Raw genomic sequence first — 17,088 nt, forward strand, 5'->3', positions numbered from 1 at the left:
AATAATTCATCAAAAATAATATAAAGTTAAAAATTAACAAAGCAGAAACAAAAACCACTTGATAACAAAAATGCAGAAGAACGACCTGGTAAAGTGCCAATATAGTAGTTAATAAACCCAAAGTAGATAGGTTCAGTCTTAGGTAGGGGTTATTAATCTTGGAACAATATAGGTTAGTTCAGTATAAAAATGGCAGTGTGATTAACTTCAAAAATGCACAGGAGATATTCACCAGGCTTCGGCCTCTGTATTGATGATTAACAAATGACTAATTTTTTCTAGACAGCAGTAAAGATAGTTTTACAAGGATCGTGATTATCAAGCCTTTCAAACAAAGAATTTTGGGTTCAGCATTGCTTCAAAACTCCGAACTATAGACGTAAAAAAGCCTCGCCATTTCTGACAAGGCTTCTTAATAGTGGTCAGTGAAGAGCCTAGTTTTGAAATCATTGGGAACCCCCAAGTCTCTAATCCTAGCCACAATCATTTTACTGATCTTCAGATGCAAAAAAGCCCCGTCATTTCTGACAGGGCTTCTTAATAGTGGTCGGTGAAGAGGGATTCGAACCCCCGACCCTCTGGTCCCAAACCAGATGCGCTACCAAGCTGCGCTATTCACCGACAAGGTTTTATTTCGATTTAACGAAAAAGGAAACTTACGTTACCAAAATTAATGGGGTGGCTAACGAGATTCGAACTCGCGACCACCGGAATCACAATCCAGGGCTCTACCAACTGAGCTATAGCCACCACTAATTTTTTATATAACCGCCTTAGCGATTATTGAAATAGTGGTCGGTGAAGAGGGATTCGAACCCCCGACCCTCTGGTCCCAAACCAGATGCGCTACCAAGCTGCGCTATTCACCGACAAAGTATTTTTTCACTTGGTTTACGTTGAGAGGGTAACCCTCTGGTCCGCTTATTCCAAGAGCCAGCATGCGCTATAAAACAACGCTAATCACTGACGAATTTTGTTTCGATTCTTGGGATGTCACTTGAATCAAAACGGGAAGCTTTTATTTACTCAGTAAACTAAGCTACCTAAATAATGGGGTGGCTAACGAGATTCGAACTCGCGACCACCGGAATCACAATCCAGGGCTCTACCAACTGAGCTATAGCCACCATTATATCTTTTGCCAATATGCCACTTACTTATGCAAGCATCCGGATGGCGCGCCCGAAAGGATTCGAACCTTCGACCTTTGGCTCCGGAGGCCAACGCTCTATCCAGCTGAGCTACGGGCGCATGCCCTATCGGCGGATGGGAATAATACGTATATCACACTATGTCGTCTAGTACTTTTTCAACTTTTTTTATTGTTTGGTGCCTTTTTGGGCAATTAAAGTGTGACAAAGAGCTATTTCACAAATAATAATCTCTGAATAGTCGTTAACTTGCTGTTTAATGCAACAAGTTAACAGGATATAATCACCCAATGTTTACATTGATTTAACAGCCTTTTATGGGGTTGAATCGACACAAAACTATCAACTATATAAATGGTAAGCACGTACTTACCTTGGGAATTTAAAGTGAGTTTAATGGATATGTCTCAACGAATCTTAACAGTATTTTTCGCCGCTTTACTTAGTTCGACTGCCGCATACGCTGGTAGTGTTAGCCAAGAAGAGTACGATGCCATTGCCGAGCGCATCAAACCTGTTGGCAATGTCTACCTAGCTGGTGCTGAGCCCGTTGTAGAAGAAGACACAGGCCCTCGCGAAGGTAGTGCTGTTTACGGCATGTTCTGTACTGCTTGTCACGGAAGTGGTGTTGGCGGTGCTCCTGTCACAGGTAATGCTGGCGACTGGGGTGCTCGTATTGCTCAAGGTAAAGATGTATTAGCAGAACACGCAATCAATGGTTTCAACGCGATGCCACCAAAAGGCGGTTGTATGGACTGTTCAGATGATGAAATCATCGCAGCCATTGAGCATATGATTGAAGGCTTATAAACGTCTACTCTCCTTATTAAAAGAAAAGGCTTGGCTTACATAAGTAAACCAAGCCTTTTCTTTATCTAATATTCAATTTACAAAACAGCACTACTTCTTGAACATTGCCCGTAAGTTTGCAATATGTGCTTGCCCTTTCTCCATCCGCTCTTCAGCCGATACGGGCTTTTTCCTAGACTCCCACTCAATATCATCTTGAGGAAGCTCATCTAAGAAGCGACTTTGAGAGGGTTTAATCAGTTCACCATATTGGCGACGCTCTTTACACATGGTAAAGGTCAGCTCTTTTTGCGCCCTAGTGATACCCACATACATAAGACGACGTTCCTCTTCAACATTGTCTTCATCAATGCTGGTTTGGTGCGGCAAAATTCCCTCTTCAGACCCAAGCAGGTAAACATAAGGGAACTCCAAGCCTTTTGAAGCGTGAAGCGTCATTAACTGAACAGCATCATTGTCTTCGTCCTCCTCACCGCGTTCCATCATGTCTCTTAAGGTTAGCTTGAGTACGACTTCTTTTAATGTCTTCTCTTCTTGGTCGTAGTTGTCGCCTTCTAGATCAGCAACAATCCATGAATAGAGATCCGAGACGTTCTTCATTCTCATCTCTGCCGCTTTGGCGCTAGAAGAGGTCTCATATAGCCAGTCTTCATAATTGATATCACGTACCAATGAACGCACCGCTTCAACGGTATTCCCGCGCTCTGAGTTATCTGCGATTCTCACTATCCACTGAGTGAAACGTTGCAGGTTCTCAAGCCCTCGCCCCGTTAAATGCTGTTCCAAGCCCATTTCAAAGCTGGCGGCAAACAGGCTTTTTCCTCGCATGTTCGCGTAGCTACCCAACTTTTCGAGCGTCACAGGACCAATCTCCCGGCGAGGCGTATTCACGATTCTCAAAAACGCATTGTCATCATCAGGGTTAACCAAGACACGTAAGTACGCCATGATGTCTTTGATTTCTGCGCGAGAGAAGAATGACGTACCACCCGATAGCTTGTACGGCACTTTGTTTTGCACTAGCCATTTTTCAATCAAACGAGACTGGTGATTACCTCGATACAAGATGGCGTAATCTTTATAGTTGGTTCGGTTCAAGAACTTGTGAGCAATGATCTCACCGGTAACACGCTCTGCTTCATGCTCTTCATTTTTTGCCATGAGCACCTTAAGTGGCTCACCTTCTGGAATTTCAGAAAACAGCGTTTTTTCATACACGTGTGGGTTGTTGGCAATCAGAATATTAGCGGCACGTAGAATTCGGCACGTTGAACGGTAATTCTGTTCAAGTTTAATTAACCTTAAGCTTGGGTAGTCTTGACCCAGTAGCACCAAGTTCTGAGGTTTAGCACCACGCCAAGAGTAGATAGATTGGTCATCATCCCCTACTACGGTTAATCGCTCGCGTTCTCCAACTAAGAGCTTAACTAATTCGTATTGACTGGTATTGGTATCTTGATATTCATCCACCAACAGATACTTAATGCGGCCTTGCCAGCGTTTGCGAACGTCTTCATTGGTACGAAGCAACAAAACTGGCAGTGAAATGAGATCATCAAAATCAAGCGCGTTATACGCCTTCATTTGCTTTAAGTACATCTCATAGCAGAAAGCGAACAGCTGATCTTGCTCACCTACCGCCCTGCCTTTAACTTGCTCAGAGGTGAGCATGTCATTCTTCCAATTAGAAATCGCACTCATTAATTGGCGCAAAAGGTCTTTATCGCCGTCGAGCTGCTTTTCCGTCAGCTCTTTTAATAACGCCATTTGGTCTTGGTCATCAAACAGTGAGAAACCCGCTTTTAAACCCAGTACCTTGTATTCACGGCGGATGATATTGAGACCGAGTGTATGGAAGGTAGAGACCATTAAGCCTTTAGATTCCGCTTTACCTAATGTTTGACCAACACGCTCTTTCATTTCTCGCGCGGCTTTATTGGTAAAAGTCACCGCAGCGATATTTCTCGCTTTATAGCCACACTGCTGAACCAAATAAGCAATTTTATTGGTGATCACTCGCGTTTTGCCCGAGCCAGCCCCGGCTAATACCAGGCATGGTCCTGATACATATTTTACGGCTTCATCTTGTTGGGGGTTCAGCTTCATGGCGATCTCAATATTGTGGCAGCGATTCATTTAAGTATTGGAGGGCTATCATAATCGTGCAATGCAACGAATGCTATCGTCTAATTAATAACATTCTCTTACAGTGATACAAATAAATGTTGCATCGATCCACACTTATCGATCTATAATGAATGAACGTTCATTCATTACTGGTGTCCTATGACTACGAAACAGACCGATGATAAGCGTCAAAAGATATTACTCGCAGCAGGCGTTGTTATTGCCGATGTAGGATTACAAGGGCTTTCAATGCAGAGACTAGCTAAAGAAGCAGGTGTCGCCGCGGGGACTATCTATCGCTACTTTGACGATAAAGAGCATCTAATTGAAGAACTTAGATTACACGTCGCACAACGTATTGCCGATGTAGTACAAAGCGACGTTGATGAATCTATGCCACTTAAAGAGCGCTATCGAAAGATGTGGCTCAATATTTGGAGCCTAGTGGGCACGGACATTGCGATGCTAAAAAACCGCATTCAATATGATTCGACGCCCATTGGCAACTGCAGCGCCTCTCGTGAAGAAGAGCGCGGCATGTTCAAAGAGGTCTACACCCTCTTTAAACAAGGTAAAGAACAAGGGGTTTTTAAGCCACTTGATAATGAATTGCTTTCAGCATTGAGCTTGGAAACAAGCGTTACCCTGGCTCGTAAGCACACTTTTGGATTGTACCAACTCAGTGATGACGCGATTGAAGCGGCCATTAATGCAAGTTGGGATGCCATTACTAACCATTAAGCTATTTTTTAATAACCATTAGCTTATTTGCTAACAACTAACTTGGAGTCACCAGCAGAATGAAAAAGTGGACTTTCTTTATGCTACTTATCGCCATTGTCCTATTTGGCAGTGTGATAGGTTTTAATCTGTTCAAGCAACAGAAAATTGCTGAATATTTGGCAAACCGTCCAGAGCCTGAGTTCCCTGTTACTGCGGTAGAAGTTGAAGCCGTAAATTGGGTTCCAGTGATCGAAGCGATCGGTTTTATCGAACCGAATCAAGGTGTGACTGTGGCCAATGAAACCAATGGTGTCATTGACAAAATCACCTTTGAGTCTGGTACTCAAGTTGAGGAAGGTCAGTCGTTGGTGCTGCTTGACTCTGATGTTGAAAAAGCAAACCTGAAAAGTGCCAAGGCACGCTTGCCTGCTGCAGAGGCGAAGTACAAACGTTACCAAGGCTTATATAAGAAAGGCTCTATTTCTAAAGAAGCCTACGATGAAGCAGAAGCGAACTTTTATTCTCTTTCCGCCGATCTTGAAAGCTTAAAGGCTTCAATCGATCGTCGTGAGATTAAAGCGCCTTTCTCTGGTGTTGTGGGTATTCGTAACGTTTACCTAGGTCAATACCTGCAAGCCGGTACAGACATTGTTCGTCTAGAAGATACTAGCGTGATGCGTCTGCGCTTTACTGTGCCACAAACAGACATCTCTCGTATTCGTATCGACCAAACCGTTGATATCTTTGTTGATGCGTACCCAGAACGCCCGTTCAAAGGCTCTATCAGTGCCATTGAACCAGCCGTCAGCGTTCAAAGTGGTCTTATTCAAGTTCAAGCCGATATTCCAAACAGCGATGGTCAACTGCGTAGTGGTATGTTTGCACGCGCTAATATCATTCTTCCTGAGCTAGAAAACCAAGTTGTACTGCCACAAACAGCGATTACTTACACTCTGTATGGTGACAATGTGTACATCGTAAGCGAAGAAGATGGCGAACAACGTGTAAAACAACACGTGGTTAAAGTGGGTGAACGCAGTGAGTCGATTGCTCACGTTTTAGATGGTGTGAAGGTTGGTGACCTGGTCGTAACAACGGGTCAGGTTCGTTTGAGTAATGATGCGAAAGTTCGCGTTGTTGAGAGCGATGCAACCACTCCTCCTGCTCAAACACCAATGCTGTAACTGGAGAAATTATGCGCTTTACTGATGTTTTCATAAAACGTCCAGTTCTGGCGGTCTCGATCAGCTTTTTGATTGCGTTGCTTGGTATGCAAGCGATCTTCAAAATGCAGGTTCGTGAATACCCAGAAATGACGAATACCGTGGTTACAGTTACTACCAGCTACTACGGTGCCAGTGCCGATTTGATTCAAGGCTTTATAACTCAACCCTTGGAGCAAGCGGTCGCACAAGCCGACAATATCGACTATATGACGTCACAATCGGTGAATGGTAAATCAACCATCACGGTGACGATGAAGCTCAATACCGATCCGAACGCGGCGCTGTCTGATGTATTAGCCAAAACCAACTCGGTTCGATCACAGCTGCCAAAAGAGTCTGAGGATCCGACAGTAACGATGTCGACAGGCTCTACAACTGCGGTACTTTATATCGGCTTTACCAGTGATGAACTCGCTTCAAGCCAAATTACCGATTACCTAGAACGTGTAATTAACCCACAGCTATTTACCGTGAGTGGTGTTTCTAAAGTAGATCTTTACGGTGGTATGAAATACGCACTGCGCGTATGGCTAGACCCGTCTAAAATGGCGGCTCTGAACCTTACAGCCACTGATGTAATGGGCGTTCTGAATGCCAATAACTATCAGTCAGCAACAGGCCAGGTGACCGGTGAGTTTGTTATCTATAACGGTAGTGCGGATACGCAAGTATCAAACGTTGCTGAACTAGAAAACCTTGTTGTTAAGGGTAACGAAGGTAATATCATCCGTCTGGCTGACATTGCTAAGGTGAGTTTAGAAAAGAGTCATGATGTTTATCGTGCTAGCGCTAATGGCCAAGAGGCTGTAGTTGCCGCTATCAATGCGGCGCCAAGTGCAAACCCGATTAACATTGCGGCGGACGTTCTTGATCTACTTCCTACTCTAGAGAAGAACCTTCCAAGTAATATCGCAATGAACGTGATGTACGATTCAACCATCGCGATCAACGAATCAATCAATGAAGTTGTAAAGACTATCCTTGAAGCAGCGTTAATCGTTCTGGTCGTAATTACTCTGTTCCTTGGGTCATTCCGAGCGGTACTTATCCCTATCGTCACTATTCCACTCTCATTAATTGGTGTGGCGATGGTGATGCAGGTAATGGGCTTCTCTTGGAACTTGATGACACTACTAGCGATGGTACTCGCCATTGGTTTGGTGGTTGATGATGCGATCGTTGTTCTAGAAAACGTTGATAGGCACTTGAAGTTAGGTGAATCCCCATTTAGAGCCGCTATCATAGGTACGCGTGAAATTGCGGTTCCTGTTATCGCAATGACATTAACGCTAGGTGCGGTATATGCGCCAATCGCAATGATGGGCGGTATTACGGGCTCGCTATTTAAAGAGTTTGCATTAACGCTTGCCGGCGCGGTATTTGTTTCCGGCATCGTGGCATTAACTTTATCGCCGATGATGTGTTCAAAAATGTTGAAGGCGAATGAAGAGCCAAGCAAATTTGAGAAAACGGTTCACAGCGTACTCGACAGAATGACCAATCGCTATTCACGTATGTTGAAATCCGTCATGGCTCATCGTCCTGTCGTGATTGGTTTCTCGGTGATTGTATTTGCGGTCTTGCCTGTGCTGTTTAGCTTTATTCCAAGCGAACTTGCTCCCTCGGAAGATAAAGGCGTCATCATGTTAATGGGCACTGCGCCATCAAACGCAAACCTAGATTACATGCAAAATACCATGAACGACGTAAACGAGATTCTTTCCGCTCAGCCTGAAGTGTCGTTTGCACAGGTATTTACTGGGGTTCCTAATGCAAACCAAGCCTTTGGTATTGCTTCTATGGTTCCTTGGAGTGAACGTGAAGAGAGCCAAGCTAACGTAGCCAAGCGTGTCGGTGATCTGGTTAAAGAAGTACCAGGAATGGCGGTAACAGCCTTCCAAATGCCAGAGCTTCCAGGTGCGGGTTCTGGTCTGCCAATTCAATTTGTTATCACCACACCAAACAGCTTTGAAAGTCTGTTTACCGTGGCGTCTGATGTACTAAGTGAAGTCACGGCTAACCCTATGTTTGTTTACTCAGACCTAGATCTTAACTTTGACTCTGCGACGATGAAGATCAACATCGACAAAGACAAAGCAGGTGCATACGGCGTAACCATGCAAGATATCGGTATTACGCTTAGTACTATGATGGCGGATGGTTATGTGAATCGTATTGACCTTAACGGTCGTTCGTATGAGGTTATCCCTCAGGTTGAGCGTAAGTTTCGCTTAAACCCTGAGTCGATGAACAACTACTATGTTCGTGCTGCTGATGGTAACGCAGTTCCACTCGGTAGCCTTATTAACATTGATGTCATTGCTGAGCCTCGCTCGCTCCCTCACTTTAACCAGTTAAACTCAGCAACGGTAGGCGCTGTTCCTGCTCCGGGTACCGCGATGGGTGATGCGGTTAATTGGTTTGAAGGTATTGCAACAGATAAGCTACCAAGTGGCTATAACCATGACTATATGGGTGAATCACGCCAATACGTAACAGAAGGCAGCGCTCTATACGCAACCTTTGGCTTGGCGCTGGCGATCATCTTCTTGGTTCTAGCGATTCAATTTGAGTCGATTAAAGACCCGTTAGTGATCATGGTTTCAGTTCCACTGGCTATTTGTGGTGCCTTGATTGCCTTGGCATGGGGCGCAGCATCAATGAACATCTACTCTCAGGTAGGCTTGATTACCTTAGTTGGTCTTATCACTAAGCACGGTATTCTTATCTGTGAAGTGGCTAAAGAAGAGCAGCTGCATAATAAGAAGAATCGTATTGATGCAGTAATGGAAGCGGCGAAGGTTCGTCTTCGCCCTATCTTGATGACAACGGCGGCGATGATTGCAGGTCTTATCCCACTGATGTACGCAACGGGTGCGGGTGCTGCTCAGCGCTTTAGTATCGGTATCGTTATCGTTGCTGGTCTTGCGATTGGTACTTTGTTTACGCTGTTTGTACTGCCTGTTATCTACAGCTATTTGGCAGAGAAACACAAACCATTGCCTGTGTTTGTGGAAGATAAAGATCTTGAGAAGCTAGCACGTATTGATGAAGCAAAAGCTGCTCAACGAGAAGTTTCTCACCCAAGCTAATGCTTAGTCTGAATCATAAATAGGTCACGGAAGTGGCCTATTTTTTTATCTCGCGTTAATCACTTTCTAGTCGTGCGACTGAACATTTTTTCCACCAACTAGCGACTTTTCTATTCGGTTTAAATAGAATGGTGGCAAATTAATAGGAGTTTTTAACCCAATGTTTGATCCAAAAAAATTAGAGCAAATCGCTAAGCAGATTCACGATTCTATGCCAGCCCCTGTTAAAGACCTTGGTGCTGATGTTGACCAAAAAGTTCGCCAAGTCATCCAAGGCCAACTAAACAAACTAGACGTAGTGAGCCGCGAAGAGTTTGACGTACAGACTCAAGTGTTGCTTCGCACTCGTCAAAAGCTTACAGAAATGGAGCAAAAGCTTGCTCAACTTGAAGAGAAGCTAGCAGATAAGTAACCACTTACCCTACTCTTTAAAACCTATTAAAAAAGGGCTTGGTCATCACTGACCAAGCCCTTTATATTTTTTTATCTAGAAGAACGTTTTGAAGCCATAGAGCTTAAGATCGAGGCGGAAAGACGGAGTTTGCGAGTAGCAAATGAGTATTTCCAACAAAGAGCTTAGGCTCTAGAGCAATAAAATTAGCCGCCTACTGCAATGTTCTTCATATCAGTCATGTACCCACGTAACTCTTCACCGATGTATTCAACTGGGTGGTTACGGATAGCATCGTTCACAGCAATTAGCTTACCGTTGTCTACTTGGTTAGACGTCTCACCAAGACCACGACCGATAACGTCAGTTGCTACTGAAGGCATGAACTTCTCACGTAGAAGTGGTGTTGCTACGTTAGCAAATAGGTAGTTACCGTATTCAGCTGTATCTGAGATTACTACGTTCATTTCGTATAGACGCTTACGAGCAACCGTGTTTGCGATTAGCGGTAGTTCGTGTAGTGATTCGTAGTATGCAGACTCATCGATGATGCCTGATGCTGTCATTGCTTCGAATGCTAGCTCAACCCCTGCACGTACCATTGCAACCATTAGGATACCGTTATCAAAGTACTCTTGCTCAGAGATTTCTACATCAGACGCTGGGTAGTTTTCAAATGCCGTTTCGCCTGTCTCTTCACGCCAGCCAAATAGGTTCACATCATCGTTTGCCCAGTCAGCCATCATAGTGCGAGAGAATTCGCCTTGGATGATGTCATCCATGTGCTTGTTGTAAAGTGGACGCATTAGATCTTTAAGCTCTTCAGAAAGGTCGAATGCTTTTACTTTCGCTGGGTTTGATAGACGATCCATCATGTGAGTGATGCCACCAAACTTCAGTGCTTCAGTAATGGTTTCCCAGCCGTACTGTAGAAGTTTACCTGCGTAGCCAGGTTCAATGCCGTCAGCAATCATTTTCTCGTAAGAAACGATAGAACCCGCTTGAAGCATGCCACAAAGAATTGTTTGCTCACCCATTAGGTCAGATTTAACTTCAGCAACGAATGAAGACTCTAGACAACCAGCGCGGTGACCACCAGTACCTGCTGCCCAAGCTTTAGCGATATCCCAACCTTCACCTTTAGGGTCATTTTCTGGGTGAACTGCGATTAGTGTTGGAACACCAAAGCCACGTTTATATTCTTCACGCACTTCTGTACCTGGACACTTAGGCGCAACCATTACAACCGTTAGGTCTTTACGGATTTGCATGCCTTCTTCAACTACGTTGAAGCCGTGCGAGTAACCTAATGCAGAGCCCTCTTTCATTAGAGGCATTACCGTTTCAACAACGTTTGTGTGTTGCTTGTCTGGTGTTAGGTTTACTACTAGATCAGCTTGAGGAATTAGATTCTCATAGCTATCAACAACGAAACCATTTTCTTTCGCGTTTTTAAACGATTGACGCTGCTCGTCGATTGCTGCTTGGCGTAGTGCGTAAGAAACGTCTAGGCCAGAATCACGCATGTTTAGGCCTTGGTTTAGACCTTGAGCACCACAACCTACAATAACCACTTTTTTACCTTTTAGGTAATCTGCTTCTGTAGCAAATTCACTGCGGTCCATAAAACGACAACGACCTAGTTGGTCAAGTTGCTCACGTAGATTTAAAGTATTGAAATAGTTAGCCATGTTGGGCGCTCCTTGTTGATTCTTCCGTAATGGTCGGTGCGTTATCACCGAATGAGTTCATACTAAAGCAGACATTTAATTGCCGAAAGTGATATATTCACAATTAGTAATTGCAATTAATGCAACACAATATCTTTTCAAGATGACCTATTTATGAATATTAAACACTTACAGATGTTCATTCATTTGTGTGATAGTAAAAACTTCAGCAGAACCGCCTCCGCGATGCACATTAGTCCATCGGCATTAAGCCGACAGATACAAAAACTTGAAGAAGAAACCAACCAAACTTTGTTCTTACGCGATAACCGCAGTGTTGAGCTAACACCCGCCGGTAAGCAGCTTCTGCCTGTGGCCTTGAAGATTCAAACCGAGTGGCAACAATACAATGCGCAAACTAAAGGTCATGAATTAGAACTGAAAGGCGAGATAAGACTCTTTTGTTCCGTTACTGCAAGTTATAGCCATTTACCTGAATTGCTTTCTGAATTTCGACTTCAACATCCCTTTATTGAATATAAACTTTCAACGGGCGACCCAGCTCAAGCGATTGACATCATCCTAAATGACAAAGCAGATATCGCGATTTCTGCCAAACCTGATCAACTGCCTGCTCGTATTGAGTTTGAAACCATCAGTGAAATTCCGCTCTCCGTGATTGCACCTTCTGGTGTCAGCAGTTTTGCTGAGCAATTACAAAGCGATAAGCCTGATTGGTCGAGTATCCCATTTATCGTTTCAGAAGCAGGAACCGCTCGCGATAGAGCTAATGCGTGGTTTAAGAGCATGCGGATTAAACCCAATATTTATGCGCAAGTCTCGGGGCATGAGGCCATTGTTAGTATGGTTGCACTCGGTTGTGGTGTCGGGATTGCGCCTGATGTGGTGATCAATAACAGCCCTGTAAGAGAGAAGATTCAGCGCCTTAAAGTTAAACCGATCAAGCCGTTTGAACTGGGCGTGTGTTGCAAACGCTCACAACTTGATAACCCGCTAGTGAAAGCGCTATGGGATGTTGCTGCACGTAAGTACATTACCCCCTAGCCTATTAATTCCTTCAGGCACAAAAAAGCCACGCATTAACGTGGCTCTATTTATCTTAGACGAATCAAGCTAGGTATTAACCAGACTAGATAACGCGAGAGAATTGCTGCTGGCGCGCTCTGTCGCGTAGGTATTTATCAAAACACATACAAATATTACGAATCAACAATCGACCACGTAGCGTTACTCGGATCTCTTTGTCATCTACTTCGACTAATTCATCATCAATAAAGGTTTGCAGTAACTCTAAATCTTCTTTGAAGTATTGGTTAAACGTCACTTTAAACTCAGACTCAATCATGGTCTTATCCAGTTTAAAGTTACAGATTAGCTGCTTAATCACTTCACGTCGCAGTAAGTCATCACTATCTAGAGCAACCCCTTTCCATAACGCATGACGCAGCTCATCCACCTGAGCGTAGTATTTTTTCAGCTCTTTTTGGTTTTGCGCATAGGCGTCACCAATCATGGATATCGCTGAGACACCGAATCCAACTAAGTCTGCTTCACCTTGTGTGGTGTAGCCTTGGAAATTACGATGCAACACCCCTTCTCGCTGAGCAACGGCTAACTCATCATCAGGCTGTGCAAAGTGATCCATACCAATAAATTGATAACCCGCTCCAGTCAGCGTCGCGATACTCTCTTGTAGAATACCCATTCTTTCACTAGCAATCGGTAGATCGTCTTCTTTAATCTTACGTTGTGCGGCAAACAGCTGTGGCATGTGTGCGTAATTAAACACAGACAAACGTCCAGGCTGCATATCTAATACTTGCGCTAATGTTTTTGCAAACGACTCTTTGGTCTGCTTTGGCAAGCCGTAGATTAAATCGAGATTCGTCGAACGGAAACCAAGCTCTTTAGCGCGTTCTACCATGGCAATGATGAAATCCTCATCTTGCTCGCGGTTAACCAGTTTTTGAACTTCTTTATTAAAGTCCTGCACGCCAATACTTAATCGGTTAAACCCTTCGCCACGAAGGTGATCAAGCATATTGAGCTCAATTTCACGCGGGTCAACTTCAATGCTGATCTCAGCGTCGCCGACAAAATTAAACTCACTGCGTAAGATGGTCATCAAACGACTGATTTGAGCTTTAGATAGAAATGTCGGTGTACCACCACCAAAATGCAACTGCGTGACTTTACGCCCTTGCAGTAGGGAGGCACGTTGACGTATCTCATGCTCGATGACATCAAGATATTCATCCGCTTTGTGAGAGTGGCGAGTGATAACCTTGTTACAGCCACAGTAGTAGCAAAGCTTATGGCAAAACGGAATATGTATATATAAAGAGAGTGGACGCTCAGGGTATTGAGCACACGCCATGTCGTAGTCAGCTACAGTGAAGGCCTCGTGGAACTCCAACGCAGTTGGGTATGAGGTGTAACGAGGTCCTGAATAGTTGTATTTATCCAGAATAGCTTGATCCCAGACAATTTGTTGTCCGGATACGACTTGCTGTGACATGGGATTATTTCCGTTTCTAACTGTAATCGGCGTAGAGTCTATTTTGACTGGCTATTTTGACTGGCTATTTTGCCACATGACCATGCTTTGCGTAGGTAAGCGAAACACATTTTCGTAAGAAAATTTCATAACTGCTAGCTCGATCACTCACTCTGGTGAATAAGTGACCAAATTTATTGAGCAGCAATATTAGGTTCGATTAGATAACCTGAACATTAATTTGATTGTTTAGCGGTGCAATGTTTTTTTGCAACGCTTTAAGCTCTTCAACAATCGCGTCGGCTAGTTCCACTTCAGCTTTATGACGAGCTAAGTTTTGCTTCATTTTTTCTTGCTTCTCTAACGCTTGGCGATCATCACCACGCGCCATATCTTTAACGACATGAAAAAGCTCTGAGAGGGCTGGATATTGCTGATCCATATCAATGCGGCTTTCACCCTGAACATAATCCATAATGTTATACACTCGGATACTAATTTCAGAGAGATCGCATTGACCTTGGATACCCGCTAAACAGAGCGTATTCACATTCTCAAAAATATTCGCATTACGTTTATCGATCGCTAGCTTTTGCTGTTGTTGCTGCAATTCCTTTTGCTTCTTAACTTGGAGCAGAAGGTAACCTGCATAGCATGCTAGCCCTGCGATAATAATCACACCTATCGTGGCTAATAAGGTTACATTCATCATTGATTACTCTTTGAAATCACTAAGATCGAGATCTTCAAACTGAGATAATAGCTCTTCATCGCTAGACGATTTTTTGCTCGTCTTCACCGATTTAGGCTCAGGCATCATCTCTTCTTCAAACTCGTCTTCTTCATCTTCAACATAAAGACCAAGCTGCTTCATTAAGACTTCGATACGATCAAGTTTTTCATCAACAACTTTCTGTAAGCCTGCACCTAAATTCTCACCATTTTCTAGGCGATCAAGTAGTACATTCAGCTGCGTATCCGTCTCAAGCATTTCCAGTTCTTTCTCTGCAGAAAGTTTACGCTCTTGCTTATTCGGTTTTTTCTTCTCTTCAACAACAAGAGCGATTTTCTTTTTGCTGCCTAAGCGAGGATCGCGCTGTTGTTTCGCTTGACGAACCTTCACCTCTTCAACTTCTGAATTACGGTTACCGGTTTTTAGGCCTTTACGATTCTTTTTACGTTTACGTAAGCGACCTTCAACATCAGATTCACTACGATTACGAGTAACGTTTTGCTCTGGAGCGCCTAACGCTCCTGGCTTTCTAGATTTCTTACTACGACTCATTACTGGGTCTTCCTCAGTAAAATTACATCATTTCCAACAAATTCAAGTTCGAGCTTATCTCGCTCAGCCAAATACTCAAAGGTCTTGCGGCTAAAGAAGATGACATGGGTCAGATCGTTCTTATAGTGCCAATTTTTAAACGCTTCAAGATCAATAACCATCTTGGTCATAAGACCAATCCAGCCACCCGGCTTAACTAAATTTAACCATTGCTGCCACACCAAGTCAGGCTGATAAACATGCTCAATGACTTCTGTAGCTGTTATAAAATCATAAACCTTCGCTAGCACCGATTTATCAGGGTGATAGTAAAGGTCGTACAATTCGATACTGTGTCCTTGTTCTTGCAACATTACGGATAATGTTGGGCCAGGGCCACAGCCAAAATCTAACCCATGAGCGTTAGATGAAATTTTTTCCATCATTGGTTCGGCAATTCGCGATAGAAACCGACGATACCCCTCATCACTAGGATCGTTCTCATGGAGATCATAGTGAGCTTTTTCTGCTTTTGCATCTAAGCGTTGAGTCGGGTCAACAAACACCAAATGACATTCTCGACATTGTAAATAAGCTCGACGCTTATCCTCAAAGTAATGCTGAGTGTCTTGATTGTGGCATAAAGGGCAGTTGTGCATGCTTTCATCCTAAAACAGGGATGCGAAACATACCAGAAAGTGAGATCAGAGTGGAGTTAAATTGTGCAATTAAACAGCGAAATGAAAAAATAACTGTTATTTAAATGATAAAAAAGCGATAGGTTTCCCTATCGCTTTCAAAGTGCCAGTTATTGGCAAATTTGTACGCACTCAAACGGTGCTCAACTATCCTGTTGTTATTGATGCTTTCCCTGCAAAAAATTTTGTTCTTCATCATCCTGATGAATTTTAATAATCCTTTCGACTTCCTGTATCTGGGCTATCCATTAGCCTGATCCATTTCAGTGTCTCTCCTTGAGACGAGTCGATCATCCTTATCCAGCGAGCTCCTAGCCCGCTACTATCCTTCGTCCAACCTTCAGGTATTCCTTACCTGCATCCTTGGAGACTTTCCTAGTCTAAATGTCCAAATCAGCGCCTTGCCGATGCGGTTAATCTACCCTGATTAACGATATAAACAACACTGCCAATTCAAACTTTTTAGCCACAAATCAAAACAAACCAGCAACATAAATAAAATCAACACCTTATAAAAACACAGCATCCTAACTCTATAAAAACCATGGTCGATCTCTTACATACTCCGCAGAATATGTATATCTCAATCATCAAGCGTTCATGAAGCGTATAGTGATATAGATACAAAAAAGCCCTAGCATAAGGCTAAGGCTTCTTGTTACATCAACAGTAGGGTGCTCGAACAAAGGCTCTGTTAGTGAAGCCCACCCACATATTGAGATAACACTTCGATATCATTGTCAGTCAGCTTTTTAGCGATATCACGCATCATCTCATTCATGTCATTATTACGAGTCCCATCGCGGAACTTCAGTAACTGAGACTTGGTGTACTCTGCATGCTGGCCAGAAATCTTAGGGAACCCAGACAATTCCGTGCCATTACCACGCGGTCCATGACAAGCGATACACGCTGTAATACCACGGTCGATATCACCTGCGGTATAAAGGACTTTACCCTCTTCAACGACATCTTCAGGCGTTGTATTGGCAGCAATAGGTAGTGAAGAATAATACGCTGCTAAATCAGCGATATCCTGATCACTTAATGCCATCGCCATACCACTCATCACAGGGTCCATACGACCTTGCTTACCACCACTTGTCATGCCTAAACGTAGATCTTTTAACTGCTTTTCAAGATACTTCGCGTGTTGACCAGCGATTGTCGGATACATGCCAAGTTGGCTATTTCCATCAGCGCCATGACAGGCACCACATGTTATTGATTTTGTTTTACCAGCTTCTATGCTGCCTTGAGCCCAAACAGTGCAGCTGGCTAAAAGACTCAAGATAAGCGCTAATTTCTTCATGACATTCCATTATAATTATAAAGCTTCCAGTACCACTCTGTGTTGCCACTCATGGTATAATAGGCGATCATATGCCGAGCACGGTTATTTTACACAATTTCACAAA

General features: G+C 43.6%; 13 protein-coding genes and 5 tRNA genes. 6 read left to right on the forward strand and 12 right to left on the reverse strand.

The features are described 5' to 3' along the window. Positions 1-544 precede the first annotated feature (544 nt). The 5 genes from KP803_RS19940 to KP803_RS19960 all read right to left on the reverse strand — a co-directional run bounded on the left by KP803_RS19940 (position 545) and on the right by KP803_RS19960 (position 1,251). Positions 545-621 (reverse strand) — tRNA-Pro (locus tag KP803_RS19940). Between the two features lie 53 nt (positions 622-674). After that, positions 675-750: transfer RNA gene (locus KP803_RS19945), tRNA-His, on the reverse strand. A 42-nt stretch (positions 751-792) separates the two neighbouring features. After that, a tRNA-Pro gene (locus tag KP803_RS19950) sits at positions 793-869 on the reverse strand. A gap of 182 nt (positions 870-1,051) precedes the next feature. Then, positions 1,052-1,127 (reverse strand) — tRNA-His (locus KP803_RS19955). 47 nt (positions 1,128-1,174) lie between these two features. Further along, positions 1,175-1,251: transfer RNA gene (locus tag KP803_RS19960), tRNA-Arg, on the reverse strand. Positions 1,252-1,547: 296 nt separating this feature from the next. Here KP803_RS19960 and KP803_RS19965 point away from each other — a divergent pair. Next, the gene (locus tag KP803_RS19965) at positions 1,548-1,961 is read left to right on the forward strand and encodes a c-type cytochrome (RefSeq protein WP_248010604.1); all 414 of its coding nucleotides are present in this window, start codon (positions 1,548-1,550) and stop codon (positions 1,959-1,961) included. Positions 1,962-2,051: 90 nt separating this feature from the next. On the opposite strand, the gene rep is transcribed toward KP803_RS19965, so the two are convergent. Further along, entirely contained in the window at positions 2,052-4,067 is a 2,016-nt protein-coding gene (gene rep, locus KP803_RS19970) for a DNA helicase Rep (protein ID WP_248010605.1), read from the reverse strand. A 180-nt stretch (positions 4,068-4,247) separates the two neighbouring features. Between rep and KP803_RS19975 the strand changes: the two genes are divergently transcribed. From KP803_RS19975 to ubiK, 4 genes are all read left to right on the forward strand, one after another. Then, positions 4,248-4,829 (forward strand): TetR/AcrR family transcriptional regulator, encoded by a 582-nt coding sequence (locus tag KP803_RS19975; RefSeq protein ID WP_248010606.1) that lies wholly within the window; start codon positions 4,248-4,250, stop codon positions 4,827-4,829. Positions 4,830-4,888: 59 nt separating this feature from the next. Then, positions 4,889-5,995, forward strand: a complete 1,107-nt coding sequence (locus KP803_RS19980) for an efflux RND transporter periplasmic adaptor subunit (protein ID WP_248010607.1) — start codon at positions 4,889-4,891, stop codon at positions 5,993-5,995. A gap of 11 nt (positions 5,996-6,006) precedes the next feature. Beyond that, the gene (locus tag KP803_RS19985) at positions 6,007-9,129 is read left to right on the forward strand and encodes a multidrug efflux RND transporter permease subunit (RefSeq protein WP_248010608.1); all 3,123 of its coding nucleotides are present in this window, start codon (positions 6,007-6,009) and stop codon (positions 9,127-9,129) included. Positions 9,130-9,289: 160 nt separating this feature from the next. Beyond that, entirely contained in the window at positions 9,290-9,541 is a 252-nt protein-coding gene (ubiK, locus tag KP803_RS19990) for a ubiquinone biosynthesis accessory factor UbiK (protein ID WP_248010609.1), read from the forward strand. Positions 9,542-9,726: 185 nt separating this feature from the next. Here the strand turns inward: ubiK and ilvC are convergent, their stop codons facing one another. Continuing rightward, positions 9,727-11,211 carry a ketol-acid reductoisomerase gene (gene ilvC, locus KP803_RS19995; protein ID WP_248010610.1) on the reverse strand — a complete coding sequence of 495 codons (1,485 nt, stop codon included), beginning with the start codon at positions 11,209-11,211 and terminating at the stop codon, positions 9,727-9,729. Positions 11,212-11,364: 153 nt separating this feature from the next. On the opposite strand from ilvC, the gene ilvY reads away from it, so the two are divergent. Then, entirely contained in the window at positions 11,365-12,255 is an 891-nt protein-coding gene (ilvY, locus tag KP803_RS20000) for an HTH-type transcriptional activator IlvY (protein WP_248010611.1), read from the forward strand. Positions 12,256-12,340: 85 nt separating this feature from the next. On the opposite strand, the gene hemN is transcribed toward ilvY, so the two are convergent. The 5 genes from hemN to KP803_RS20025 form a co-directional block, all read right to left on the reverse strand. Continuing rightward, positions 12,341-13,729 (reverse strand): oxygen-independent coproporphyrinogen III oxidase, encoded by a 1,389-nt coding sequence (gene hemN / locus KP803_RS20005; RefSeq protein ID WP_248010612.1) that lies wholly within the window; start codon positions 13,727-13,729, stop codon positions 12,341-12,343. Between the two features lie 199 nt (positions 13,730-13,928). Next, positions 13,929-14,417: a DUF2489 domain-containing protein gene (locus KP803_RS20010; protein WP_248010649.1), complete on the reverse strand. Its 489-nt coding sequence runs from the start codon at positions 14,415-14,417 to the stop codon at positions 13,929-13,931. Between the two features lie 6 nt (positions 14,418-14,423). Continuing rightward, positions 14,424-14,993 carry a Der GTPase-activating protein YihI gene (gene yihI / locus KP803_RS20015; protein ID WP_248010613.1) on the reverse strand — a complete coding sequence of 190 codons (570 nt, stop codon included), beginning with the start codon at positions 14,991-14,993 and terminating at the stop codon, positions 14,424-14,426. Further along, entirely contained in the window at positions 14,993-15,631 is a 639-nt protein-coding gene (locus tag KP803_RS20020; RefSeq protein ID WP_248010614.1) for a class I SAM-dependent methyltransferase, read from the reverse strand. The genes yihI and KP803_RS20020 overlap by 1 nt, the downstream gene beginning before the upstream one ends. A gap of 733 nt (positions 15,632-16,364) precedes the next feature. After that, the gene (locus KP803_RS20025; RefSeq protein WP_248010615.1) at positions 16,365-16,982 is read right to left on the reverse strand and encodes a c-type cytochrome; all 618 of its coding nucleotides are present in this window, start codon (positions 16,980-16,982) and stop codon (positions 16,365-16,367) included. Between the last annotated feature and the right edge of the window lie 106 nt (positions 16,983-17,088).

This window comes from Vibrio amylolyticus, assembly GCF_023145695.1.
Taxonomy (GTDB): Bacteria; Pseudomonadota; Gammaproteobacteria; order Enterobacterales; family Vibrionaceae; genus Vibrio; species Vibrio amylolyticus.

Bases quoted from the DNA above. Each gene is read 5' to 3' on its own strand.
- KP803_RS19965 (WP_248010604.1), top strand. From the start codon at position 1,548: ATGGATATGTCTCAACGAATCTTAACAGTATTTTTCGCCGCTTTACTT.
- rep (WP_248010605.1), bottom strand. From the start codon at position 4,067: ATGAAGCTGAACCCCCAACAAGATGAAGCCGTAAAATATGTATCAGGA.
- KP803_RS19975 (WP_248010606.1), top strand. From the start codon at position 4,248: ATGACTACGAAACAGACCGATGATAAGCGTCAAAAGATATTACTCGCA.
- KP803_RS19980 (WP_248010607.1), top strand. From the start codon at position 4,889: ATGAAAAAGTGGACTTTCTTTATGCTACTTATCGCCATTGTCCTATTT.
- KP803_RS19985 (WP_248010608.1), top strand. From the start codon at position 6,007: ATGCGCTTTACTGATGTTTTCATAAAACGTCCAGTTCTGGCGGTCTCG.
- ubiK (WP_248010609.1), top strand. From the start codon at position 9,290: ATGTTTGATCCAAAAAAATTAGAGCAAATCGCTAAGCAGATTCACGAT.
- ilvC (WP_248010610.1), bottom strand. From the start codon at position 11,211: ATGGCTAACTATTTCAATACTTTAAATCTACGTGAGCAACTTGACCAA.
- ilvY (WP_248010611.1), top strand. From the start codon at position 11,365: ATGAATATTAAACACTTACAGATGTTCATTCATTTGTGTGATAGTAAA.
- hemN (WP_248010612.1), bottom strand. From the start codon at position 13,729: ATGTCACAGCAAGTCGTATCCGGACAACAAATTGTCTGGGATCAAGCT.
- KP803_RS20010 (WP_248010649.1), bottom strand. From the start codon at position 14,417: ATGAATGTAACCTTATTAGCCACGATAGGTGTGATTATTATCGCAGGG.
- yihI (WP_248010613.1), bottom strand. From the start codon at position 14,993: ATGAGTCGTAGTAAGAAATCTAGAAAGCCAGGAGCGTTAGGCGCTCCA.
- KP803_RS20020 (WP_248010614.1), bottom strand. From the start codon at position 15,631: ATGCACAACTGCCCTTTATGCCACAATCAAGACACTCAGCATTACTTT.
- KP803_RS20025 (WP_248010615.1), bottom strand. From the start codon at position 16,982: ATGAAGAAATTAGCGCTTATCTTGAGTCTTTTAGCCAGCTGCACTGTT.